This window comes from Mycobacterium scrofulaceum (assembly GCF_002086735.1).
Taxonomy (GTDB): Bacteria; Actinomycetota; Actinomycetes; order Mycobacteriales; family Mycobacteriaceae; genus Mycobacterium; species Mycobacterium scrofulaceum.
The window spans coordinates 127481-148430 of the sequence record NZ_MVIJ01000008.1 but is presented as its reverse complement, the minus strand read 5'-3'; the positions used below and the strand labels follow the sequence as shown (position 1 = coordinate 148430).

General features: G+C 70.0%; 27 protein-coding genes. 4 read left to right on the top strand and 23 right to left on the bottom strand.

Translation table 11 applies throughout. From position 1 onward, the window contains the following. Positions 1-43: 43 nt before the first annotated feature. The 12 genes from rpsQ to BST44_RS07875 form a co-directional block, all read right to left on the bottom strand. Complete coding sequence (gene rpsQ, locus BST44_RS07930; RefSeq protein WP_083176353.1) at positions 44-388, bottom strand: 30S ribosomal protein S17; 345 nt, start codon at positions 386-388, stop codon at positions 44-46. Continuing rightward, positions 388-621 carry a 50S ribosomal protein L29 gene (gene rpmC / locus BST44_RS07925; RefSeq protein ID WP_067924221.1) on the bottom strand — a complete coding sequence of 78 codons (234 nt, stop codon included), beginning with the start codon at positions 619-621 and terminating at the stop codon, positions 388-390. The genes rpsQ and rpmC overlap by 1 nt, the downstream gene beginning before the upstream one ends. Continuing rightward, positions 621-1037: a 50S ribosomal protein L16 gene (rplP, locus tag BST44_RS07920; RefSeq protein WP_007167840.1), complete on the bottom strand. Its 417-nt coding sequence runs from the start codon at positions 1035-1037 to the stop codon at positions 621-623. Before rplP ends, rpmC begins: the two co-directional genes overlap by 1 nt. Before the next feature lie 3 nt (positions 1038-1040). Continuing rightward, complete coding sequence (gene rpsC, locus BST44_RS07915; RefSeq protein WP_083176351.1) at positions 1041-1877, bottom strand: 30S ribosomal protein S3; 837 nt, start codon at positions 1875-1877, stop codon at positions 1041-1043. Continuing rightward, positions 1877-2425 carry a 50S ribosomal protein L22 gene (gene rplV, locus BST44_RS07910; protein WP_083176349.1) on the bottom strand — a complete coding sequence of 183 codons (549 nt, stop codon included), beginning with the start codon at positions 2423-2425 and terminating at the stop codon, positions 1877-1879. The genes rpsC and rplV overlap by 1 nt, the downstream gene beginning before the upstream one ends. Continuing rightward, a complete protein-coding gene (gene rpsS, locus BST44_RS07905) occupies positions 2422-2703 on the bottom strand; it encodes a 30S ribosomal protein S19 (RefSeq protein ID WP_010908582.1) in 282 nt (93 codons plus the stop codon). Before rpsS ends, rplV begins: the two co-directional genes overlap by 4 nt. A 21-nt stretch (positions 2704-2724) precedes the next feature. Further along, on the bottom strand, positions 2725-3567 hold the full coding sequence (rplB, locus tag BST44_RS07900) for a 50S ribosomal protein L2 (RefSeq protein WP_083176347.1): 843 nt from the start codon (positions 3565-3567) through the stop codon (positions 2725-2727). Positions 3568-3594: 27 nt separating this feature from the next. Next, positions 3595-3897 (bottom strand): 50S ribosomal protein L23, encoded by a 303-nt coding sequence (rplW, locus tag BST44_RS07895; RefSeq protein WP_065441075.1) that lies wholly within the window; start codon positions 3895-3897, stop codon positions 3595-3597. After that, a complete protein-coding gene (rplD, locus tag BST44_RS07890; RefSeq protein WP_083176345.1) occupies positions 3898-4551 on the bottom strand; it encodes a 50S ribosomal protein L4 in 654 nt (217 codons plus the stop codon). Beyond that, a complete protein-coding gene (rplC, locus tag BST44_RS07885; RefSeq protein WP_083176343.1) occupies positions 4551-5204 on the bottom strand; it encodes a 50S ribosomal protein L3 in 654 nt (217 codons plus the stop codon). Before rplC ends, rplD begins: the two co-directional genes overlap by 1 nt. Positions 5205-5219: 15 nt before the next feature. Then, positions 5220-5525, bottom strand: a complete 306-nt coding sequence (rpsJ, locus tag BST44_RS07880; protein ID WP_003873519.1) for a 30S ribosomal protein S10 — start codon at positions 5523-5525, stop codon at positions 5220-5222. Positions 5526-5893: 368 nt separating this feature from the next. Further along, complete coding sequence (locus BST44_RS07875) at positions 5894-6502, bottom strand: TetR/AcrR family transcriptional regulator (RefSeq protein WP_083176341.1); 609 nt, start codon at positions 6500-6502, stop codon at positions 5894-5896. A gap of 147 nt (positions 6503-6649) precedes the next feature. Here BST44_RS07875 and BST44_RS07870 point away from each other — a divergent pair, with 147 nt between their 5' ends. Both BST44_RS07870 and BST44_RS07865 read left to right on the top strand, forming a co-directional pair. Next, positions 6650-8245 carry an MFS transporter gene (locus BST44_RS07870; RefSeq protein WP_083176339.1) on the top strand — a complete coding sequence of 532 codons (1596 nt, stop codon included), beginning with the start codon at positions 6650-6652 and terminating at the stop codon, positions 8243-8245. A gap of 150 nt (positions 8246-8395) precedes the next feature. Then, the gene (locus BST44_RS07865; protein WP_142274396.1) at positions 8396-8683 is read left to right on the top strand and encodes a hypothetical protein; all 288 of its coding nucleotides are present in this window, start codon (positions 8396-8398) and stop codon (positions 8681-8683) included. A gap of 242 nt (positions 8684-8925) precedes the next feature. Here the strand turns inward: BST44_RS07865 and mftG are convergent, their stop codons facing one another. The 7 genes from mftG to mftA form a co-directional block, all read right to left on the bottom strand. Continuing rightward, a complete protein-coding gene (gene mftG / locus BST44_RS07860) occupies positions 8926-10365 on the bottom strand; it encodes a mycofactocin dehydrogenase MftG (protein ID WP_439330703.1) in 1440 nt (479 codons plus the stop codon). Positions 10366-10401: 36 nt separating this feature from the next. Then, complete coding sequence (gene mftF, locus BST44_RS07855; protein WP_083176333.1) at positions 10402-11814, bottom strand: mycofactocin biosynthesis glycosyltransferase MftF; 1413 nt, start codon at positions 11812-11814, stop codon at positions 10402-10404. Further along, the gene (gene mftE / locus BST44_RS07850) at positions 11811-12542 is read right to left on the bottom strand and encodes a mycofactocin biosynthesis peptidyl-dipeptidase MftE (protein ID WP_083176331.1); all 732 of its coding nucleotides are present in this window, start codon (positions 12540-12542) and stop codon (positions 11811-11813) included. Before mftE ends, mftF begins: the two co-directional genes overlap by 4 nt. A gap of 164 nt (positions 12543-12706) precedes the next feature. Further along, positions 12707-13897, bottom strand: a complete 1191-nt coding sequence (gene mftD, locus BST44_RS07845) for a pre-mycofactocin synthase MftD (RefSeq protein WP_083176329.1) — start codon at positions 13895-13897, stop codon at positions 12707-12709. Positions 13898-13899: 2 nt separating this feature from the next. Beyond that, positions 13900-15066 (bottom strand): mycofactocin radical SAM maturase, encoded by a 1167-nt coding sequence (mftC, locus tag BST44_RS07840; RefSeq protein ID WP_083176327.1) that lies wholly within the window; start codon positions 15064-15066, stop codon positions 13900-13902. Continuing rightward, the gene (gene mftB, locus BST44_RS07835) at positions 15063-15335 is read right to left on the bottom strand and encodes a mycofactocin biosynthesis chaperone MftB (protein ID WP_341865313.1); all 273 of its coding nucleotides are present in this window, start codon (positions 15333-15335) and stop codon (positions 15063-15065) included. The genes mftC and mftB overlap by 4 nt, the downstream gene beginning before the upstream one ends. A 5-nt stretch (positions 15336-15340) precedes the next feature. Further along, the gene (gene mftA / locus BST44_RS07830) at positions 15341-15430 is read right to left on the bottom strand and encodes a mycofactocin precursor MftA (protein ID WP_040621348.1); all 90 of its coding nucleotides are present in this window, start codon (positions 15428-15430) and stop codon (positions 15341-15343) included. Positions 15431-15528: 98 nt separating this feature from the next. Between mftA and mftR the strand changes: the two genes are divergently transcribed. Together mftR and BST44_RS07820 are read left to right on the top strand one after the other, a co-directional pair. Beyond that, on the top strand, positions 15529-16125 hold the full coding sequence (gene mftR / locus BST44_RS07825; RefSeq protein ID WP_167380169.1) for a mycofactocin system transcriptional regulator MftR: 597 nt from the start codon (positions 15529-15531) through the stop codon (positions 16123-16125). Further along, complete coding sequence (locus tag BST44_RS07820; RefSeq protein WP_083176323.1) at positions 16122-17168, top strand: DUF2332 domain-containing protein; 1047 nt, start codon at positions 16122-16124, stop codon at positions 17166-17168. The genes mftR and BST44_RS07820 overlap by 4 nt, the downstream gene beginning before the upstream one ends. A 7-nt stretch (positions 17169-17175) precedes the next feature. Here BST44_RS07820 and BST44_RS07815 read toward each other — a convergent pair whose 3' ends face one another. From BST44_RS07815 to BST44_RS07800, 4 genes are all read right to left on the bottom strand, one after another. Beyond that, a complete protein-coding gene (locus BST44_RS07815; RefSeq protein ID WP_083176321.1) occupies positions 17176-18351 on the bottom strand; it encodes an NAD(P)/FAD-dependent oxidoreductase in 1176 nt (391 codons plus the stop codon). A 25-nt stretch (positions 18352-18376) separates the two neighbouring features. After that, entirely contained in the window at positions 18377-19195 is an 819-nt protein-coding gene (locus tag BST44_RS07810) for a mycofactocin-coupled SDR family oxidoreductase (protein ID WP_083176319.1), read from the bottom strand. A 47-nt stretch (positions 19196-19242) separates the two neighbouring features. After that, positions 19243-20070: an SHOCT domain-containing protein gene (locus BST44_RS07805; protein ID WP_083176317.1), complete on the bottom strand. Its 828-nt coding sequence runs from the start codon at positions 20068-20070 to the stop codon at positions 19243-19245. Between the two features lie 90 nt (positions 20071-20160). Then, positions 20161-20913: a PE family protein gene (locus BST44_RS07800; protein ID WP_083176315.1), complete on the bottom strand. Its 753-nt coding sequence runs from the start codon at positions 20911-20913 to the stop codon at positions 20161-20163. Between the last annotated feature and the right edge of the window lie 37 nt (positions 20914-20950).

Genomic DNA, 20950 nt, shown 5'->3' with positions numbered 1-20950 from the left:
CCCGAGACCTTCGGGTCTCGGGCGTTTCGATGTCGCTTCCGGGCTACTTCGCCTTTTCCAGGATTTCGACGAGCCGCCACCGCTTGGTCGCCGACGTCGGACGAGTCTCCATCAGCGAGACGCGGTCGCCGATGCCCGCGGTGCTGTTCTCGTCGTGCGCCTTCACCTTCTTGGTGGTGCGGATGATCTTGCCGTACAGCGGGTGCCGCACGCGGTCTTCCAGCTCGACCACGATGGTCTTCTGCATCTTGTCACTCACCACGTAGCCGATGCGCATCTTGCGCCGGCCACGCACCTTCGGGTTGGCGGGAGTGTGCTTGGGGCCCTTGTCTTTCGACCCGGCGTCCTGCGCGGCCGCCTTCGGTGCCGCCTTCTTCGCTTCTGCCATCACGATTCCTTACCGTCGGGCCCGCTGGCCAGGCCCAGTTCTCGTTCGCGCAGCACGGTGTAGACACGCGCGATCTCCTGCCGCACCGTGCGCAGCCGGCGGTTGTTGGACAGCTGCCCGGTCGCCATCTGGAAACGGAGGTTGAACAGCTCCTCCTTGGACTCACGCAGACGCTCGGCGAGCTCTTCGTCGGTGAGCTCCCGCAGTTCGCCGGGCGAAATTCCCACGGCCATCAGAACTGATCCTCTCGAGTCACGATGCGCGCCTTGATCGGCAACTTGTGGATTGCCCGGGTGAGCGCCGCCCGCGCCACCTGCTCGTTGGGGTAGCTCAGCTCGAACAGCACGCGGCCCGGCTTGACGTTGACCACCCACCATTCCGGTGAGCCCTTACCCGAGCCCATCCGGGTTTCGGCCGGCTTCTTGGTCAACGGGCGGTCCGGGAAGACGTTGATCCACACCTTGCCGCCACGCTTGATGTGGCGGTTGATGGCGATACGCGCGGACTCGATCTGGCGGTTGGTGACGTAGGCGTGCTCCAGGGCCTGGATGCCGTAGTCACCGAAGTTCACCGCCGTGCCGCCGCTGGCGATGCCGCGTTGGCGGGGGTGGTGTTGCTTACGGTGTTTAACCCTGCGGGGAATCAACATGATTCAGCTCTCCGTGCTTTGCGGTTCTGCGGCGGGCGCGGCCTCGGCCGCGGCGGACGCAGTGCTTTCTTCGGCGCCCGCGGCAGCCCGGCCGGCCTCGGTGCTGGTCGCCGTGGTGCCCGACGCACCGCTGCGCCGGGGACGCGTGCCCGACGGGCGTTCGCGGCGGGGACGGTCGGCCGCCGGAGCGGCCGCGGCCAATTCGCGCTTCCCGCCGACGATGTCGCCCTTGTAGATCCACACCTTCACGCCGATCCGGCCGAAGGTGGTCTTGGCCTCGTAGAGGCCATAGTCGATGTCGGCGCGCAGCGTGTGCAGCGGCACCCGGCCCTCGCGGTAGAACTCCGAGCGGCTCATCTCCGCGCCGCCGAGGCGGCCCGAGCACTGCACCCGGATGCCCTTGACGTTGGGCTGGCGCATCGCCGACTGGATGGCCTTGCGCATGGCGCGGCGGAACGCCACGCGGTTGCTCAGCTGCTCCGCGACGCCCTGGGCCACCAGTTGCGCCTGGGACTCGGGGTTGCGGACTTCGAGGATGTTGAGCTGAACCTGCTTGCCGGTCAGCTTCTCCAGGTCCGCGCGGATGCGGTCGGCCTCGGTGCCGCGGCGCCCGATCACGATGCCGGGCCGCGCGGTGTGGATGTCGACCCGCACCCGGTCGCGGGTGCGCTCGATCTCCACGTCGGCGATGCCGGCGCGCTCCAGACCGGTGGACAGCAGCCGCCGGATCGCGACGTCTTCCTTGACGTAGTCCGCGTACTGCTTGTCGGCATACCAGCGGGACTTCCAGTCCGTCGTGATGCCCAGCCGGAAGCCGTGCGGATTGATCTTCTGGCCCACTAGTCTGAGCCTCCCTTCGCCTCAGAAGTCTCAGACGTAGTTTTCTTGGCCGGAGCGGACTTCGCCGCGGCTTTCTTGGCGGGTGCCTTCTTCGCCGGTGCCTTTGACGCCGCCTTCTTGGCGGGAGCCTTCGCGGCGGCCTTGCTGGCCTCGGCCCGGCGGGCCCGCGTCGACTTCGCCGAGCGCTGGCCGGAGGCCGGGCGGCTCTCCACCACGACGGTGATGTGGCTGGTGCGCTTGCGGATCCGGAACGCGCGACCCTGCGCGCGGGGGCGGATGCGCTTGGCGGTCGGGCCCTCGTCGGCGTAGACCGTGGCGACCACCAGGGTGGCGGGGTCCAGCCCGTTGTTGTTCTGCGCGTTCGCCGCGGCGCTGGCGATCACCTTGGCCACCGGCTCGCTGGCGGCCTGCGGCGCCCAGCGCAGGATGTCGAGCGCGTCGGACACGGACCGTCCGCGCACCAGGTCGATGACCCGGCGCGCCTTGGTCGGTGAGACCCGCACGAACCGCGCCTTGGCGACCGCCGACGGGAATTCAGTTGTGGTCATCGCCGTTTGGCCTTCCGGTCGTCCTTGATGTGTCCCTTGAAGGTGCGCGTCGGGGCGAATTCACCAAGCTTGTGGCCGACCATCGCCTCGGTGACGAACACCGGGACGTGCTTGCGCCCGTCGTGGACGGCGAAGGTGTGGCCGATGAAATCCGGGATGATCGTGGAACGCCGGGACCAGGTCTTGATGACCTGCTTGGTGTTCTTTTCGTTCTGCACGTCCACCTTCTTCAGCAGGTGGTCGTCGACGAACGGGCCCTTCTTCAGGCTGCGTGGCATGGTTGGCTACTCCTCGAGTTCCTAGCGACCGTGCTTCTTGCCGGTGCGCCGGCGCCGGACGATGAGCTTGTTGCTGGCCTTGTTCGGGTGGCGGGTGCGGCCCTCCGGCTTGCCCCACGGGCTCACCGGGTGCCGACCACCGGAGGTCTTGCCCTCTCCACCACCGTGCGGGTGATCCACCGGGTTCATGACCACACCACGGACCGAGGGGCGCTTGCCCTTCCACCGCATCCGGCCGGCCTTGCCCCAGTTGATGTTCGCCTGCTCGGCGTTGCCCACCTCGCCGACCGTCGCGCGGCAGCGCACGTCGACGCGACGGATCTCGCCGCTGGGCATACGCAGCGACGCGTAGGTGCCCTCCTTGCCGAGCAGCTGGATGCTCGACCCGGCGGACCGCGCCAGCTTGGCGCCACCGCCCGGCCGCAGCTCCACGGCGTGGATCACGGTACCGGCCGGGATGTTGCGCAGCGGCAGGTTGTTGCCCGGCTTGATGTCGGCGTTGGCGCCCGACTCCACTACGTCGCCCTGCGAAAGACCCTGCGGCGCGATGATGTAGCGCTTCTCGCCGTCGAGGTAGTGCAGCAGTGCGATGTTGGCGGTCCGGTTCGGGTCGTATTCGATGTGCGCGACCTTGGCGTTGACCCCGTCCTTGTCGTTGCGGCGGAAGTCGACCACCCGGTAGGCGCGCTTGTGACCGCCGCCCTTGTGGCGGGTGGTGATGCGGCCGTGTGCGTTACGGCCGCCATGGCCGTGCAGCGGGCGCACCAGCGACTTCTCCGGCTCCGACCGGGTGACCTCGGCGAAGTCGGACACGCTGGAGCCGCGGCGGCCCGGGCTCGTCGGCTTGTATTTACGAATTGCCATGTCTCATCAGGTCTTTCTCTCGCGCGGCTAGGCCGGGGCCCCGAACAGGTCGATCGGCTTGCTACCCGGTGCCAGCGTGACGATGGCCCGCTTGGTGCTCTTGCGTTTTCCGTATCCGGTCCTGGTGCGCTTGCGCTTGCCCTGCCGGTTCGCGGTGTTCACCGATGCGACCTTGACGGAGAAGATCTTCTCGATGGCGATCTTGATCTGCGTCTTGTTCGAATCGGGGTGCACCACAAAGGTGTACACGTTCTCGTCCAGCAGCCCGTAGGACTTCTCCGAGATGACCGGGGCCAGGATGATGTCGCGGGGGTCGGTGATGGTCGCCATCTACGCCGAAACCTCCTCGGTGCTAGCCGCGTTGCCCGCGATGTAGGCGTTGAGCGCCTCGACGCTGAACACCACGTCGTCGGAAAGCAGCACGTCGTACGTGTTGAGCTGGTCGGGCGTCAGGATGTGCACACCCGGCAGGTTGCGCACGCTCTTGGCGCCGGCCTCGTCGCTGCGGCCGATCACGATCAGCACCTTCTTGCGGTCGGTCAGCGTGCCCAGGAACGCCCTGGCGTTCTTCGTCGAAGGGGTTTGGCCGGCGACGATTTCGGTGACCGCGTGGATGCGGCCGTTGCGCGCCCGGTCCGACAACGCGCCGCGCAACGCCGCGGCGATCATCTTCTTGGGCGTGCGCTGGGCGTAGTCGCGCGGCTTGGGGCCGTGCACGACACCACCGCCGGTGAACTGCGGGGCCCGCGTCGAGCCCTGACGGGCGCGGCCGGTTCCCTTCTGCCGGTACGGCTTCCGCCCACCGCCGCTGACCTCGCCGCGGGTCTTGGTCGAGTGCGTGCCCTGACGCGCCGCCGCGCGCTGCGCGGTGACCACCTGATGCATCAGCGCGATGTTGGCCGGGGCGTCGAACAATTCGGCCGGCAACTCGATGGAGCCCTCGACCTTGCCATCCGGCGTCTTCACGTCAATCTTGAGCGCCATTACTTCTCACCTCGTTTGATCGCGCTGCGGACCATCACGAGCCCACCGGTGCGGCCGGGGACCGCACCCTTGATCAGCAGCACGCCGTTCTCGGTATCGACCTTGTGCACCAACAGGTTCTGGACCGTAACGCGGTCGTTGCCCATCCGGCCGGCCATCCGCGTGCCCTTGAAGACGCGCGCGGGGGTGGCGCAGCCGCCGATGGAACCGGGGCGGCGGTGCACCGCCTGCGCACCGTGACTCGCGCCCTGGCCGCGGAAGCCGTGGCGCTTCATGGTGCCCGCGAAGCCCTTGCCCTTGGAGGTCCCGGTCACGTCGACGTAGCTGCCGTCGGCGAAGATCTCCGCCGTCAGCTCCTGGCCGACCTCGTATTCGCCGGTCGCGGCCTCGTCATCGAGCCGCAGCTCGGCCAGGTGCCGGCGCGGGTTCACCCCTGCGGCGCTGTACTGGCCGGTCACCGGCTTGTTCACCTTGCGCGGGCTGATCTCGCCGTAGGCCAGCTGCACGGCGCTGTAGCCGTCGCGCTCGGGCGTGCGGATGCGGGTGACCACGTTGGGCCCCGCCTTGACCACCGTCACCGGGACGATCCGGTTGTTCTCGTCGAACACCTGCGTCATGCCCAGCTTGGTACCCAGAATGCCTTTTCTTGCCATGAGTTCGCCGGTCCCCTACTGGATGTTGACGTCGACACTAGCCGGGAGGTCGATGCGCATCAGCGCGTCGACGGTCTTCGGCGTCGGGTCGAGGATGTCGATCAACCGCTTGTGAGTGCGCATCTCGAAGTGCTCCCGCGAGTCCTTGTACTTATGCGGAGAGCGGATGACGCAATACACGTTCTTCTCAGTCGGCAGCGGCACCGGACCTACGACACTGGCACCCGTGCGGACGACGGTCTCGACGATCTTGCGCGCCGATGCGTCGATGGCCTCATGGTCGTAGGCCTTGAGCCTGATGCGGATCTTCTGTCCCGCCACGCTTCTCCTACCCTCACTCCACTGTCGAAAATCCGTGTCCCGGACCTGGTACTCCCAGCGCGCTGATCGGGCCCGGTTGTGGGCCGATCGAGCGTCGCGCCGGATACTGCGCCGCTGTTTACCTGTCGTGGTCCACCGGCCCCCGCGGTCGGGTGTGTCACCCTCACGCAGCCTGGACCGCGGCAAAAATTGTCGCGCTCCAAGGATGGGACCGGACGCGCCCGTTTTGGGCGCTGGTCGTATGCCCGACCAGGCGTGAACCCGGCCCAAGGCAACCTGAACAGTATGCCCTAGATCGCGGGTTTGGCCAAATCCCCGGCCAAGGTCGCCGACCTGGTCCTTTGGGGCCTCGAGGAGCCCCCGTGGCCTCAGGCCCCTGCCGATTCGACGCTCGCCGCGTCGGCCCGGTTGTGGGCGCGCTGAACATGGAGGAATCCGTCGACCGCCGCCAGCGCGCACTCGCGGTAATCGAAGTCGGGAAGCGTGGACAACTTCCCCAGCACGAGTGGGCCGATGAGCAGCGCGATGGCGCGGGAGCGGTCCACCTCGCCGAGCTCGGCGGCCTCCGGACTGTCGAAGATGGCGTCGAACGGCGCCGCGTACTGCTGGGCGATGCGCTCGCGCAGCGTGGTGATCGCCGCGCTGTCGGCGGCCTGGCCGTCGCGGGGTCCGGGCCACTCGTCCAGGTCCCGACCCAGTGCCAGCCACGACATGGCCGTCATGACCGCGGGCGCCTGGGCCACCGACTCGGCCTGGGCCAGCACGACCGCGACCAGGCGATCGCGCAGCGAACCCTCGGCCGGCGGTGTGGGCGACGGCGGGATGAGGCTGTTGAAAGCGGCCGCGAGCAGGTCGTTCCCGCTCGGGAAGTGGCGATACAGCGTGGCCCTGGCTACGTTGGCGGTACGGGTGACCGCATCGACGGTCACCGCGCTGGGCCCGCCGGAGTTCAGCAACGCCGCGGCGGCCTCGAGCAAGCGGGCCCGCGAGCGTGCTGGACGCGGATCGGTGCTATCGCCCGTAATTGTCACCCACCTCCGGCGTTTGAGAACGAGACTATCGGTCTACCTACAAGACTATTGGTCTCGAAATTTCCCCCGACGCCACCGTGAGGAGGCGCATCCATGATCGAAACCCTGGTCCGGCCCGACCAGCGTACTGATGCAGTCAGCATCGGCGGTAGCCCCCGAGCGCGTAATTGGACGCTGGCCGTCGCCTGCATGGGTGTCGCGCTGGTGGTCGCGTCGATGACGGCGTTGAACACCGCGCTGGGCGACCTCGCGGTGGCCACCTCGGCCACGCAATCGCAACTAAATTGGGTCGTCGACGGGTACACCGTGGCCCTGGCGTGCCTGCTGTTGCCCGCCGGCGCGATCGGCGACCGGTACGGCCGGCGCGGGGCCCTGCTGGTCGGCCTGGTCGTCTTCTCGGTCGGCTCGATGGCGCCGGCGATGCTGCACAACCCGGCGCAGATCATCGCCGGACGCGCGGTCGCGGGGATCGGCGCCGCCTTCGTGATGCCCGCGACGCTGTCGCTGCTGACCGTCGCCTATCCGAAAGACGACCGGACCAAGGCGGTCGGCATCTGGGCGGGCACGGCCGGATCCGGCGGCGTGCTGGGCATGCTCGGTTCCGGCCTGCTGCTGCGCTTCTGGGACTGGCACGCCATCTTCTGGTCCCTGGGCGCCGCCGGGCTGGTGATCCTCGCGCTGGCGTGCACGGTTTCGTCGTCACGTGACGGTGGCGCCCCGCGGATCGACGCGCCGGGCGCGATCCTGATCGGCGCCGCGGTGGCGATCGCGGTGGCGGCGATCCTCGAGGCGCCGACCCGCGGCTGGAGCGACCCTCTGGTTTGGGGCGGGCTCGGCGCGGGCGCGGTGCTCGCCGCGGCCTTCGGCGCGGTGGAGCTGCGCCTCGCCCGGCGCGGCGCGCACCCCCTGCTCGACGTCCGGTTGTTCGCCGATCCGAACTTCGCCACCGGCGTCGCCGCGATCGTCATCCTGTTCGGCGCGACGTTCGGGTTCTTCTACATCGGCATGCAGTACGTCCAGCAGATCATGGGCTACTCGGCTCTGACGACGGCAATCGCGTTCGGCCCGTTCATGGTGCCGCTGGGCATCTTCTCGGCGCTGTCGTTCTGGTACGTGCCGAAGCTGGGCCTGCGGCTCGTGCTGTCCGTCGGAACGCTGCTGATGGCGATCGGCTTCGCATGCATGTACCGGTTGAACCTGCACTCCTCCTACACCGAATTCGCCTGGCCGACGCTGGTTTTGGCGACCGGGATCGGGATCTGCACGGCGCCGACCACCTCGGCGATCATGGGTGCGGTGCCCGACGAGAAGCAGGGCGTCGCGTCGGCGGTGAACGATACGTCCCGGGAGATGGGCGGCGCGCTGGGGATCGCGGTGGCCGGTTCGATTCTCGCGGGCCGCTATTCGCACGAGCTGGCCCCGAAGCTGGCCGGCTTCCCCGCGCCCGTCCGCGGGCCGGCCACCGATTCGCTGGCCAAGGCCGTGGAAGTCGCGGGCCGGATGGGGCCCCAGGGCCACCAGCTGGCGCAGCTCAGCAAGACCGCGTTCCTGGCGGCCTTGCACGCGTCGACCATCACGATGGCCGTCATCGTCGCCCTCGCCGCGGCGCTGATCGGCGTGTGGGCACCCGGTCGCGACGGCCGGCAGTTACGGCCGGTGCGCGCGCTGCTGTCCCGCCGCCGGCGCTGACCCACTCAAAAGTTCCAATGGTGTTGTCCGGCATCGGGTTCGACGGATTCAACACCACCGGGAACGCTTGAAAACGTCCGCCGATTCTGGTATCACCGAATCTATATCGACAGATACAGGTCATCTCTCTGTAAGCGCGAGGTGGATGTGGTGTTGATCGGGGTTACGAGCGTGGTCGAGCCGGTCTGCCCGGCGGTGGACGAGGCGGCGGCGATCGTGGAGGCCGAATGGATGCGCCTGACCCGACCGAGCGAGCCGGCCCGGCACCCCACCGGTGAGTTGCCCGCGCCGCGGCGCAGCACGCGCCGCACCCGCACCTTGGCGCGCACCGCACCGACGCGCAGCGAGTGCCCGCCGCATGCCCGCGTGCGTCGGGCCCGATGGCCGGTTTCCCCGGTCTGGGCGCGGGAGCGTTCGCCTCCGGTGCGCGCGGGATAGCAAGCCTGCCAACGCTTCCGAAATCGGCGAAGGGAGGTGTTCGACAGAGACGACGAACGGTTATCGAACAGGGAGACGGCGGTCGTGCCGTCCACGAATATTGCGACGCATTGTCCGCGCGACGCATGCCAGCGCGCACTGCCACCTGACGTGGCCATCTACGTGGACCGCATGAACACTCGCCGCTCGCGGGGGCGGGCCGCAGGCCGCACCGGCGGCCCGCCCCCCCCATTCACGTGCCGTCACCGCACGAAATCGGCGGCGTGATGCCCCAGCATCACGATCGTGGCGTGCGGCCCGCGACTGGTGATGGCCGGCAGGATGGAGCCGTCGATCACCCAGAGGTTCTCGATGCCGTGCACGCGGCAGCGATGGTCGACGACGGCCCGCGGATCGGCTGCGGCGCCCATCGGCGCCGTGCCGCATAAGTGTTGGGAGGTGGACCAGACGGGGTCGCCGACATACGTTGCTGTGCTGGTCAATTCGCGGACAAGTTCCGCACCCGCGCGCAGCGCGGCGAGGTCGTCGGGCTCGCTGTCGTAACGATGCTCGATCCTGGGCGCCACGTCGGGATCCGCCGAGACCAACGTGAGGCGCCCGCGGGCCCGCGGTTGCATGAGCGCCACCCCGATGTGCGGCCAGTCGGCGTGTCCGGCGGTACCGTCTCCGGTCATGGCGACGAATCCGCCCGTGTACGGCCTGATCTCGAGATCGTCGGTGGTACTCAACACCACCTCGAGCACCGGGCGGCCGGGGGCCACGGTCCAGTCGGTCGGCAGCACCCACTCGGGGTGATCGCTGAACGACGTTCCCACCGGCAGCGGCGCCACCACCGGCACCCCGACGGACCGCAGACCGCCCTCCGCGCCGACGCCGGAAAGCATGAGCAGCTGCGCCGTCTGAATCGCGCCCGCGCACAACACGATCCGGTCGGCGCTCAGCGTCAGTCGCCCGCGCGGCCCGATCGCGTCGACGCCCACCGCGGAGTTGCCGGCGATGCGCAACCGCGCCGCGCGGGTCCGCGCGTGCAGCGTCAGGTTCGGCCGGCCCAGCGCGGGCAACAGAAATCCCGCGCCGGAGCCGGTGCGCACCCCGTCGACGATGTTGAGCGGGACGGCGCCCATTCCCGAAACCGGTTCGTTCCCGGCGTCATTCAAGTCGTCGATCCAGTCGAACCCGGCGGAACGGGCGGCGGCGATGAAACGCTCCGTGGTTCCGGTCATCTCGCGCGTGCGGCGCACCCGGATGGGCCCGCCGCCACCATGGGCCGGCCCGTCGAAGTCGAGGTCGGTTTCGATGGCGCGGAAGCTGCCCAGGACGTCCGACCATGCCCAGCCAGGCAGCGCGAGGCGATCGAAGTCACGCGGCAGTCCCCGGCAGAAATAGCCGCCGTTGATCGCGCCCGACCCGCCGACCGTCGCTCCGCGTACCAGCGGATGCGTGCGCGCGGGTCGTTCGGTCAGGCTGGTCTGATAGCGCCGCACCAGGGGACTGCCCAGCCCGATCGGGAGTTGCATCCCGTTGGCGGTTTGGGCGAGCAATGCCGGATCGTCCAGGCCGGGACCCGCCTCGAGGACGGTCACCTCGCAGCCGGGGTCCTCAGAAAGGCGTTCGGCGACAACCGATCCAGCGCTGCCGGCGCCGACGATCAGCACATCGCTGTTCGGGGCGGCCTTCATCAACGGCGGGACTTCATCAAGGGCGGAACAAGGTGGCGGCTAGCTCCGGATCTGCGGCTTCAGCGCGCGCAGGTTGCGCTCCCGCAGCACACCCCACCACAATCCGAGCCCGTACGCCAGGTCGTCGATCCGCTTGAGCAACAGATACGTCAGCAGGCCGATCGGCTCGGCGTCGTCGCCGATGGCGTCCCGGCGACGCAGCCAGTCCACCACGCCGTCCATGACGGCCGCGACCAGGACAACCCGGCGGAAGTGCCGCGACAGGGTGGCGGCGAGCAGGGCCACCGGCCAGTAGTGGCGGCACAGGGCCGACGCCAGCTGCAGCGCCGCCGACCACAGGCCACGCGACGCGATCGTCACCACGTCGGTGATCGACGTCTCGGCGCCGCGCATCGCCCTGGCGATCCGGCGGCCGGTGAGGACGGCGACGACGACGGACGCCAACTGGGACAGGCTGGTCCCGAAGGCCATCAGGATCCAGGTCATCAGCGCCCACCCGGAGATCACCACCGGCGCCGTCTTGTCCGGGTGCCGGATGGAGAGCGGGGCGGCCGAACCGCCATAGAACGCCTTGCGCGCGAGCCAGTCCCGCAGTTCGGTGCGGTGGTCGTGCGCTACCAGGGCGACGGGCTCGTAGCGCAGCCGGGCCCCGGCCTCGATGAGCCGCCAACACAGGTCGACGTCCTCCCCCGACTGCAGGGTCTCGTCGAAGCCGCCGACGCCACGCAGGGCGGAGCAGCGGCAGATGATCGCCGCGCTGGGCACGTAGGACACCGTGCTGTGGGGCAGCACCGGCGCCTCGCGCTCGCCGAGGTCGAGTGAGGAGTGCACCGCCTCGTAGCGCGCCACGACGTTCTCGCTGTGCGACAAACCGACGATGCGCGGCGCGACGAGGGCGACGGTGGGATCGCAGAAATGCCCGAGCAGCGCCTCCAGCCAGCCGCGGCGTGGCGCGACATCGGCATCCAGGAACGCGACGTAGTCGGTCCGGCAGGCGGCCAGCCCGGTGTTGCGGGCGGCGGCCGGGCCCCGGCTGCGCGAATGCCGCAACACCTCGACGTCGCAGTGCGCGCCGACGAAATCGTCCGACTGGATCGGCGGGAACGAACCGTCGTCCACCACGACGACCCGCAGGCCGCGCAGCGAGCTGACCAGCCGGCGCACCCCGGACAGGTTGTCCCGCACCGGGATTACCACGGTCACGTCGCGGTGCGACGGGCCACCCGCCGGCCGCGGATGCGCCACCGTGGCGTCCAGCAGCGTGCGGGCCAACTGGGCGCTGAGCTCGTCGCGGACCTTCAGCCGGCCGTCGCACAGCATGTCCTGGGCGGCCGGGGCCAGCTTCAGCAGCCGCGTCGGCGAACCGCCGAGCAGCGCCGAGCCGTCCCCGAGCACCCGCACGCGGCGATCGACCTGCACGGCGAAGCCGTCCGGCAGCCGCGGTTGGCTCATGTCAGCATCCCGTCGCGCCCGGGCGACCACCGCGACACCCGGCGGACGGAGCCGTCGACCATCTCGGCGAGGATGCGCCGGCCCTCGTCGGTGGTGGCGGTGGTCGGGTCTCCGAGGACGCCCACGGGGCTGACCGCCGCGACTCCCCCACGACGCAGCGACGGGAGCAATTCGGGCAGCGGCGCCCGGTTGCCGGCGAGCCACCGGTCGGTCCGCACGTCACCGGGCGAGATGTGCAGCAACAGCGACGTTTCGGTGTGCCCGGCGTGGGCATCGCCGCCGCCGGCCTGGCACGGGCACCAGCCGGCGTCGCGGCCCTCGTCCCGCAGCCGGGCCACCGCCGCGGCCAGCGCGGCCACGTTACCGCCGTGGCCGTTGACGAAGACCAGGCGCCGGGCCCAGCCCGCGGCCGACCGGCCGTACTCCAGCAGCAGCACGGTCAGGGCGTCGGTGCCGATGGAGATCGTCCCGGGGAAACTCTGGTGCTCGCCGCTGGCGCCGTACGCGATGGCCGGGGCCACCGACCAGTCCCCGCCGAGGCGGGCCCGCACCCCGCGGGCGACCGCGGTTGCGATCCGGGTGTCGGTGTCCAGGGGCAGGTGCGGACCGTGCTGTTCGGTGGAGCCCAGCGGGATCAATATTGACGGCGAGGTGCCCGAAAGCTGGCTTGACGTCGCCATTGCCAATTCGCCGATTACGGGCACTCGGTGATGGTAGGACGAATTCACCTGGCGTGCACCGGTTGTTGTCCCTCGAAAACAATTTTTTTCCGGCTGGTTCATTCAGCCTTCCAAATCTGTGCTCGTCCGTCACGGACACCACGCGTGTATCACCATTCGGCGGGCCGCGACGATTCCGGGAAAATCCGCCCGGAATATCGGTGATTAGCTGCTCAGGCCTCCCCGGCGGGCGGGGCGCCGAGCGCCCGGGTGAAGCCGGGCGGCACGAGGACGTCGCCGGGACCGAGGTCCCCGACGCCGGCATGACCGAGACCCATCAGCGCGGAGTCGATGCCCCCGCGCAGGATGTCGAGCACGTTCTCCACTCCCGCCTGGCCGGCGGCCGCCAGCCCCCACAGGTACGCCCGGCCGATCATCACCGCCCGCGCCCCGAGCGCCACGGCCTTCACGACGTCGCTGCCGCGGCGGATCCCACCATCGAGCAACACCTCGACCTGGTCGCCGACCGCGGCGGCCACCGCGGGCAGGGCGCGGATCGACGCCGGCGTGCCGTCCAGGTTGTTCCCGCCGTGGTTCGACACCGAGATCGCCGAAACCCCGGCATCCACGGCCCTTTTCGCGTCGTCGACGCGCATCACGCCCTTGAGCATGAACGGCCCGCCCCACAGTTCGCGCAGCCAGGCGATGTCTTCCCAGGTGGGGGGCGGCGTCCCCATCCACTCCCCGTAGGCGGCGAAGAACGGCGGACCGGGTTCGCCGCGGCGCCCCTGATTGGGGACCCGCAGCTCGGGCGGGTGCAGGGTCTTCGCCCACTGCAGGAGCCACCGCGGCTTCGTGATGACCTCCGGGCTCATCTTGACGATGGTCCTCAGATCCATCTTTTCCGGAATCGAGGGGCTGCCCCAGTCACGGCCGTGCGAGAAGCTCCAGTCGGTGGTGACGATGAGGCCCACCGCCCCAGCCGACCGGGCGCGCTCCACCCGCGCGGCGATCGCGTCGCGGTCGCCCAGCCAATACAGCTGGAAGAACAGCTTGGGGTTCGCCGCGATCACCTCTTCGATCGGCTTGCTGGCGAACGACGACAGCCCCATGGCCGTGCCCCGGGCGGCGGCGGCCCGCGCCACGGCCACCTCACCGTCCGGGTGCACCGCCTGCACGCCGGTGGGCGAAATCAGCACCGGCATCGAAATATCTTGCCCCATAACGGTAGTTGACAGCTCGCGCTTTTCCTGCACACCGATGACATGCGGCGCGAACCCGAGTTCGCTGAACGCGGCGACGTTGTCGCCAACCGTGATTCCCTTTTCGCTCGCCGAAATCAGCGAAGAATAGGCCGATTTGGGCAACCGTCGCCTCGCGCGTTCCTGCGCGATGGCGACGGTTTCAAACCATTTCTCGGCCATGACTACACCGGGCTTTCGTTGCACAATCGCGCAGGCGGACGCGACAGCGTCAGCAGTACTGGCCCGCCGTTCTTTCGGGAGTGGTCGGCGCGCGGGCGCGGGGTTTCCCGCGTGCCGGCCAGCGCCGCCGCGCTGTGGCCCTGGACGCATTCGGGGTCCGGCCCGTCCATCGGCAGGCCGGTGAAGAACTTGGCCGCCATGCAGCCGCCCCGGCAGGCGTCGTAGTGCCCGCAGCTGCCGCAGGCACCCGGTGACTGCGGTTCGCGCAGCTCACGGAACAGCGGCGCGTTCTTCCAGACGTCGTCGAACCCGCCGTCGGTCAGCACGTTGCCGGCCAGGAAGCGGTCGTGGATGGCGAACGGGCAGGCGTACACGTCACCCACCGGGTCGATCAGGCACACCACCCGGCCGGCGCCGCACATGTTCAGGCCGGCCAGCGCGCCGGAGCTGCCGAGCGGCGACAGGTGGAAGAAGGAGTCACCCGTGAGCACCCGCTCGCCCTTGGCCACCAGCCAGTCGTAGAGCTGCACCTGTTGCTCGGCGGTGGGGTGCAGGTCCTCCCACACGTCGGCGCCCCGCCCCGACGGACGCAGCCGGGTGATCCGCAGGGTGGCGCCGTAACGGCTTGCCAGCGCGGCGAATTCGTCGAGCTGGTCGACGTTGTGCCGGGTGACCACGACGGAGATCTTCGCGTCCTTGAAACCGGCGGCGGCCAGGTTCTCCAGCGCCCGCACCGCCATGGCGAACGAGCCCGGACCGCGGATCGCGTCGTTGACCTCCGCGGTGGCGCCGTCGAGCGAGATCTGGACGTCGACGTAGTCGCTCGCCGCCAACCGGGCGGCCACCTCTTCGGTGATGCGCACCCCGTTGGTGGAGAACTTCACCCCGACGTGGTGCGCCGTGGCGTAATCCACCAGCTCCCAGAAGTCCGGGCGCACCGTGGGCTCGCCGCCGCCGATGTTGACGTAGAACACCTGCATGCGTTCCAGCTCGTCGATGATGTCCATGCACTGACGGGTGGACAGTTCGCGCGGGTCCCGTTTCCCCGACGACGACAGGCAGTGCACGCACGCCAGGTTGCAGGCGTACGTCAGCTCCCACGTCAGGCAGATGGGCGCATCCAGCCCGCTCTCGAACTGCTCGATGAGCCGGGGCACGGTGGCTGTCACGAAACCTCCTGGGGTACCAACATCTTCGAATCGGCGAGCACGCCCAGCGCGTGCAGATACGGCGCCTCCCCCGCGTCGTCCACACCCGCAGCGCGGCAGGCGGAATGGACATCGGGGTGCTCGGCCAGCGACCGCACCACCGTGAGGATGGTGCGGTTCTTCAGGAAGGACAGCTTGCGGGTGCCGAAGTGGTAGAGCAGCGCCCCGAACGGTTCGGGTCGAACCGCCACTTGCGGGTGCAACCGCCAGCCGCGGTCGGGGTCGAACACGCGGGTCAGTAGACCCCGCACATGCCGTCGATGGACACCTCTTCGACCAGGGTCTCGGCGACGAGCTGGGTCTCGGTCTCGGTTTCGTGGTCCACGGGTCATTGCCTTTCGTCGGTTCTTGACAACGATGGGGATCGAGTCACAAGCTTCGTCAGAATATGGCATCGAGTGCCGAAATGGAAGGGCGGGTGTCATGGTGCCGCAGCCGCGGGTGGGCCGTCGCCGCTCGACCACGCCGCACCACATCACCGACGTCGCGATCGAGCTGTTCGGCGCCCGCGGCTTCGCCGACGTCAGCGTCGACGACGTCGCACAGGCCGCCGGCATCTCCCGGCGAACCCTGTTCCGCTACTACGCGTCCAAGAACGCCATCCCGTGGGGCGACTTCGACACCCATCTGGCGCACCTGCGCGACCTCCTCGACACCGTCGATCCGCGGGTGCCGCTGGGCCAGGCGCTGCGCGATGCGCTGTTGGCGTTCAACACCTTTGACGAGTCCGAATCCGCCAGGCACCGCCAGCGCATGCGGGTCATCCTGCAGACCGCCGAGCTGCAGGCCTATTCGATGACCATGTACGCCGGCTGGCGCGAGGTGATCGCCGGCTTCGTGGCCCGCCGGCTGGACTGCAAGACGACCGACCTGGTGCCGCAGACGGCCGCGTGGACCATGTTGGGGGTGGCGCTGTCGGCCTATGAGCACTGGCTCGGCGACGAGTCCGTCCCGCTGCCGACCGCGCTCGGCAACGCGTTCGACGTCGTGCGCACCGGGCTGGACAGGCTGGCCCGGTGAGCGTCGACCACCTTCTGCACACCCTGAGGGCGCAGGGCCAGTTCTGCGCCCGCTCCGGCTCGCCGATGTATGGCGAGCTTTTCGAGCTGGTGGCCACCGACGTCGCGGGCGGCGGCGTCTTCGCGACGATCCTGTCCGGGCACGAGGACGATCCGTCACGCCTGGCGGTGCCGCTGCGGCTGCTCGGCGGCCTGCACCGGTTGGTGCTCGACGGCCGGGCGCCGCGGTTGCGCCGGTTCTATCCCAGCACCGGGGGCAGCTGGGACGCCGAATCGGCGTGGCCGGAGATCGAGGGCGTCGCGGCCGACCACGCCGAGGCGCTGCGGGCGGCGTTGCGGCAACCGCCCCAGACCAACGAGGTCGGCCGGTCCGCCGCGCTGATCGGCGGCCTGTTACGCGTCAACCATGAATCCCGTTTGCCGATAAGGCTTTTCGAGATCGGCGCGAGCGCCGGGCTGAACCTGCGCGCGGACCACTACCACTACCGCTTCCATGGCGGCGAGTGGGGACCCGGCGGCTCGCCGGTGACCATCCAAGACGCCTGGCACGGCGCGCTGCCGCCGGGCGGCGAGGTGCGGATCGTCGAGCGGCACGGCTACGACATCGCGCCCATCGACGTCACCGGCGGCGACGGGGAGCTCACCGTGCTGAGCTACGTCTGGCCCGACCAGACCGCGCGGCTCGAGCGGCTGCGCGGCGCCATCGACGTGGCCCGGCGGGTGCCGGCCAGGCTGCAGCGCGAGACGGCGGCCGACGCCGTCGCCGGCCTGACGCTGGCCGCCGATGCGCTCACGGTGCTGTGGCATTCGATCACCTGGCAGTACCTGCCCGACGAGGAGCGCGACGCGGTGCGCTCCCGGGTCCGCGCGCTGGGCGCGCAGTCCGGACAGCGATCGCCGTTCGTGCACCTGACGCTGGAGCCTTCCCGCGACCGGCCCGGCGCACCGATCCGGTTCCTGGTGCGGGCGCGCCGGTGGCCCGGCGGCGAACTCGAGACTCTCGGCGACTGCCACCCGCACGGGCCGCCGGTGCGCTGGCTGTAGGACCCGTCTAGCCCAGCACGTCCGAAATGGGCGCGCCGGCGGCGATCTTGGCGCGCACCTTCATCACCTTGCCGGGCATCCCGCCGCCGACCACCCCGGCCAGCACCCCGTCGCGCTCGTAGTAGGCCAGGAACTTGCGGCCGTCGTCCTCGACGAGGTGGACGGTGTCGGTGGCCTCGGGCTCGCCGAGGCACTGGATCTTGACGTCGTACTGGTCGCTCCAGAAGTACGGGACGACCACGGCCGACGACGTGTCCTGCCCCAGCATCGCGGGCACCACGACGCGGGTCTGGTCGGCGACGTTGCTCCAATGCTCCACGCGCGCTTGGTGTCCCGTGGCGTCGCGCCAGGACGCGACGTCGCCGAGCGCCCACACGTTGGGCGCGCTGGTCCGTCCCGCCTCGTCGCAGAGGACGCCGTTGTCGACCTCGATGCCGCTGCCCTCGAGCCAGCCGGTCGCCGGGTGTGACCCGATGCCGACGACCACCAGGTCCGCCGCCAGTTCGGTGCCGTCGGTCAGCACCACCGTGTCCACCCGCCCCTCGCCGCGCACCTCGGCCACCCCGACCCCGAGGCGGACGTCGACGCCTTGCGCGCGGTGCAGGCGCGCGACCAGCTCGCCGATCCGTTCGCCGAGGACCGACGCCAGCGGCGTCGGCTGCGGCTCGACCAGCACCACGTCCACGCCGAGGCTGCGTAGGCTGGCCGCCACCTCGCAGCCGATGAAGCCGGCGCCGACGACCACGGCGCGCTGCGCGGAGGACGCGTGCTCCCGCAGGGCCATGCTCTCGTCGAACGTGCGCAGCACCCGGATGCCGTCGAGATCGGGAAGCGTCGGGATGCGCCGCGGCACCAGGCCCGTCGCGATGACGAGTTCGTCGTAACCGATCACGGACCCGTCGGCCAGCGTCACCGTCTGCGCGGCGGTGTCCAGGCCGGTGGCCGCCGCGCCCAGCCGCAGGGTGATGCCGTTCTCGTCGTACCACTCCCGCGGTTTGAGGGCCACGTCGTCGACCTCTTTGCGCAGCACCTCTTTTGACAGGGGCGGGCGGTCATACGGCAGGTGCACCTCGTCGCTGACGATCGTGACGCGCCCGGCGTACTCCGCCCGGCGCAGCTGCTCGGCGGTCCGGGCGGCGGCCAGACCGCCACCGACGATCACAATTCCGTTGCTAGCGGTCACGTGGAGTTCATACCACGGTCGCGGCTCAGTACTTCAACGCGCCCTTGTCCACCGGAATCTGGGTGCCCGTCACCGTGCCCGACCCGTCGCCGGCAAGCCACGCCACCACGTCGGCCACCTCGTCAGGCGTCATGAAGCCGTTGGGCTGCAAGGGCATCGGGGGGAAGCTGTGCACGAAGCCGGGATGGCGGGCAAAGATCTCCATCATCACCTCCGGCTCGATCATCGGAGTGTCCACCGAGTAGGGGTGGATCGAGTTGACCCGGATGTCGTATTCGCCGAGCTCGATGGCCAACGTGTTGGTCAGGGCGGTGAGTCCGTGCTTGCTGGCCGAGTAATGCCCGTTGCCCGGAGTGGCTTTCAGCCCCGCCGACGAGCTGACCACCACGATCGAGCCGCCGTTGCCGGCCTCGATCATCGCGGGCACGGTGGCCCGCAGCGTGCGCCAGGTGCCGGTCAGGTTGACCCCGATCACGGCGTCCCACTGCTCGTCGGTGAGCTCCCACAGCCGGCCCCAGCTCAGGACGCCGGCGTTGGCCACCACGATGTCGAGCCGGCCGAACTGCTCCACGCCGTCGGCCACGAGTTGGCGCAGCGCGGCGTCGTCCCGGACGTCCGCCTCGCGGGCCAGCACCTTGCGGCCCTCCGCTTCCACCAGGCGGACGGTCTCGCTCAGGTCCTCCGGCGTGGCCGCCGGATAGGTCAGCGTGGGCGACGCGGGCGCGCAGATGTCGAGCGCGATGATGTCGGCGCCCTCTCGCGCCAGCCGCACGGCGTGCGATCGGCCCTGGGCGCGGGCCGCGCCGGTGATGAATGCCACCCGGCCCTGCAGTGATCCAGCCACGGGGCAAGGCTAGCAGCGGGACTGAAACCTGTTCTAACTCACCCGGCTCAGATCTCGGAGATGATCTGGGCCCGCCGGCTGTTGTACTCCTGGTCGGTCAGCGCGCCGCTGGCGCGCAGCGTCTCGAGTTCCTGGAGCCGCTGTGCGATCGACGGTTGCGGGGGCGTGACCACCGGCGCCTGCCCCGCCGCGCCGGCCGGCTGGGCGGCCGGCGCCTGTTGGGCCGCGCGGCGCACCACCGCCTGGATCTGCTGGCGCAGCACCGGATTCGACCGGATGTCGACCATCCGGTCGAGCGGAACGTTGTTGGCCTTGAGGATCTGCAGGATCTCCATCAACGGGCCGGCCTGACCGCTCAGGTCGTAGGTCCGGTTGTCCTCGGCCACAGTGAACTGCGCGGGCACCAGGCCGTTGACCAAAGCGCTTCGCTCCCAGTCGATTCGGTATTCGTTGGTGGTCGGGTTGACCAGCACCACCACCTTGCGGGCGCTGAGGTTGCCGAGCCGGGTCACACTGGCGATCACCCGGTCTTCGCTGTCGAACGGCATGAACCCGGGCCCGGAGATGTGCAGGTGCACCTTGACGACCTGCTGGTTGTTGATCCAGGTCCCCGTCTCGGTGACGCCGGTGATCTGGGCCAGCGCCAGCACCCCGCTCTGCTCGAGCGCCGCGTTCTTGGCCGACGACTTCGCGCCGTAGTTGGCCAGCGCGAGCGCGATCAGCACGTCGGCCACGGTGACGAGCAGGCCGACGTAGAACATCCATTGCAGCAGGCTGCCGAGCCCGAGGGTGAAGTAGACGATCAGGAAAATCGGCCCGACCAGGCCGCCGCACAGCAAAACCACCAGCTGCGCCTTCAGGTAGCGCGCCAACACGAGTGTCTCCTTACCCTGGCTGGGATTTTCGTGTCAGGGTAGCGCCCGCGGTCCGACCGCGCGCGCCATACGCGCAAACCGATCGGCGCGCTAGTCCACCCTGGGAATGATGGTGGGCGCCGGGCGCTCCGACGAGCCCGCCGGCGACGGCGTGGCGGGCGAATGGGCCGAGACCATCTTCACCGGCGTGCCGGTCGACACCGGCATCGCCGGGGCGGCGGCGGCCGGCGGCGTCTCCGCCTGTGCGGGCGCCGACGCGAGCGGGCTGAGCGGCGCCACTGTGGGCGCCGCGGGCTGCCCGGCGGCCGGCGCGTAGGCGGGGGTGACCATCCGCACCGAGGTCGCCGGCGTGGTGGCCGGGGCCAGCGCGGCCGGCGCGGTGGTCGCCGCGGCGACCGTCGGGCCGGCCTGTGTCGGCGCGGCGGCGACCGCCGAGGCCGGCGCGACCGCCGACATCAGGGGTCCCGCCGACACACCCGGGGCCGAACCACCGGCGGCCGTCGCCGCCGGCACCTGCGCCGCCACCGACGCGGGCGCCGCCGCGGACTGCAGGGGCGTGGTGTTGGCGGCCTCGGCGGCGAGATACTGCGCCGCGCCGCCGTTCATCAGCTGCACGAACTGGTCGTGGAACGCCGCGGCTTGGGCGCTGAGCGCCTGGTACACCTGCGAGTGCGCGCCGAACAGCGCAGCGATGCTCGCCGATACCTCGTCGGCGCCGGGGGCCAGCACGTTCGACGTCGGGCCCAGCGCCACCGAGTTCGCCGACGTGATCGTCCAGCCAATCCTGGCCAGATCCGACGCCGCGGCGGCGACATACTCGGGCGTCGCGAATACGAAGGACATCCAAACCTCCCGGCCATCTCGCGGCCCCCCGACTCCC

Excerpts from the sequence above, each read along its gene's own strand:
- rplD (WP_083176345.1), bottom strand. The coding sequence starts at position 4,551 with ATGGCGCTCAAGATTGACGTGAAGACGCCGGATGGCAAGGTCGAGGGC.
- rplW (WP_065441075.1), bottom strand. The coding sequence starts at position 3,897 with ATGGCGACCATCACCGACCCCCGCGACATCATCCTGGCCCCGGTCATC.
- rpmC (WP_067924221.1), bottom strand. The coding sequence starts at position 621 with ATGGCCGTGGGAATTTCGCCCGGCGAACTGCGGGAGCTCACCGACGAA.
- mftD (WP_083176329.1), bottom strand. The coding sequence starts at position 13,897 with ATGGCCGAGAAATGGTTTGAAACCGTCGCCATCGCGCAGGAACGCGCG.
- rpsS (WP_010908582.1), bottom strand. The coding sequence starts at position 2,703 with ATGCCACGCAGCCTGAAGAAGGGCCCGTTCGTCGACGACCACCTGCTG.
- mftR (WP_167380169.1), top strand. The coding sequence starts at position 15,529 with ATGGTGCCGCAGCCGCGGGTGGGCCGTCGCCGCTCGACCACGCCGCAC.
- BST44_RS07870 (WP_083176339.1), top strand. The coding sequence starts at position 6,650 with ATGATCGAAACCCTGGTCCGGCCCGACCAGCGTACTGATGCAGTCAGC.
- rplV (WP_083176349.1), bottom strand. The coding sequence starts at position 2,425 with ATGACCACAACTGAATTCCCGTCGGCGGTCGCCAAGGCGCGGTTCGTG.
- mftF (WP_083176333.1), bottom strand. The coding sequence starts at position 11,814 with ATGAGCCAACCGCGGCTGCCGGACGGCTTCGCCGTGCAGGTCGATCGC.
- BST44_RS07800 (WP_083176315.1), bottom strand. The coding sequence starts at position 20,913 with ATGTCCTTCGTATTCGCGACGCCCGAGTATGTCGCCGCCGCGGCGTCG.
- rplP (WP_007167840.1), bottom strand. The coding sequence starts at position 1,037 with ATGTTGATTCCCCGCAGGGTTAAACACCGTAAGCAACACCACCCCCGC.
- rplC (WP_083176343.1), bottom strand. The coding sequence starts at position 5,204 with ATGGCAAGAAAAGGCATTCTGGGTACCAAGCTGGGCATGACGCAGGTG.
- rpsQ (WP_083176353.1), bottom strand. The coding sequence starts at position 388 with ATGGCAGAAGCGAAGAAGGCGGCACCGAAGGCGGCCGCGCAGGACGCC.
- rplB (WP_083176347.1), bottom strand. The coding sequence starts at position 3,567 with ATGGCAATTCGTAAATACAAGCCGACGAGCCCGGGCCGCCGCGGCTCC.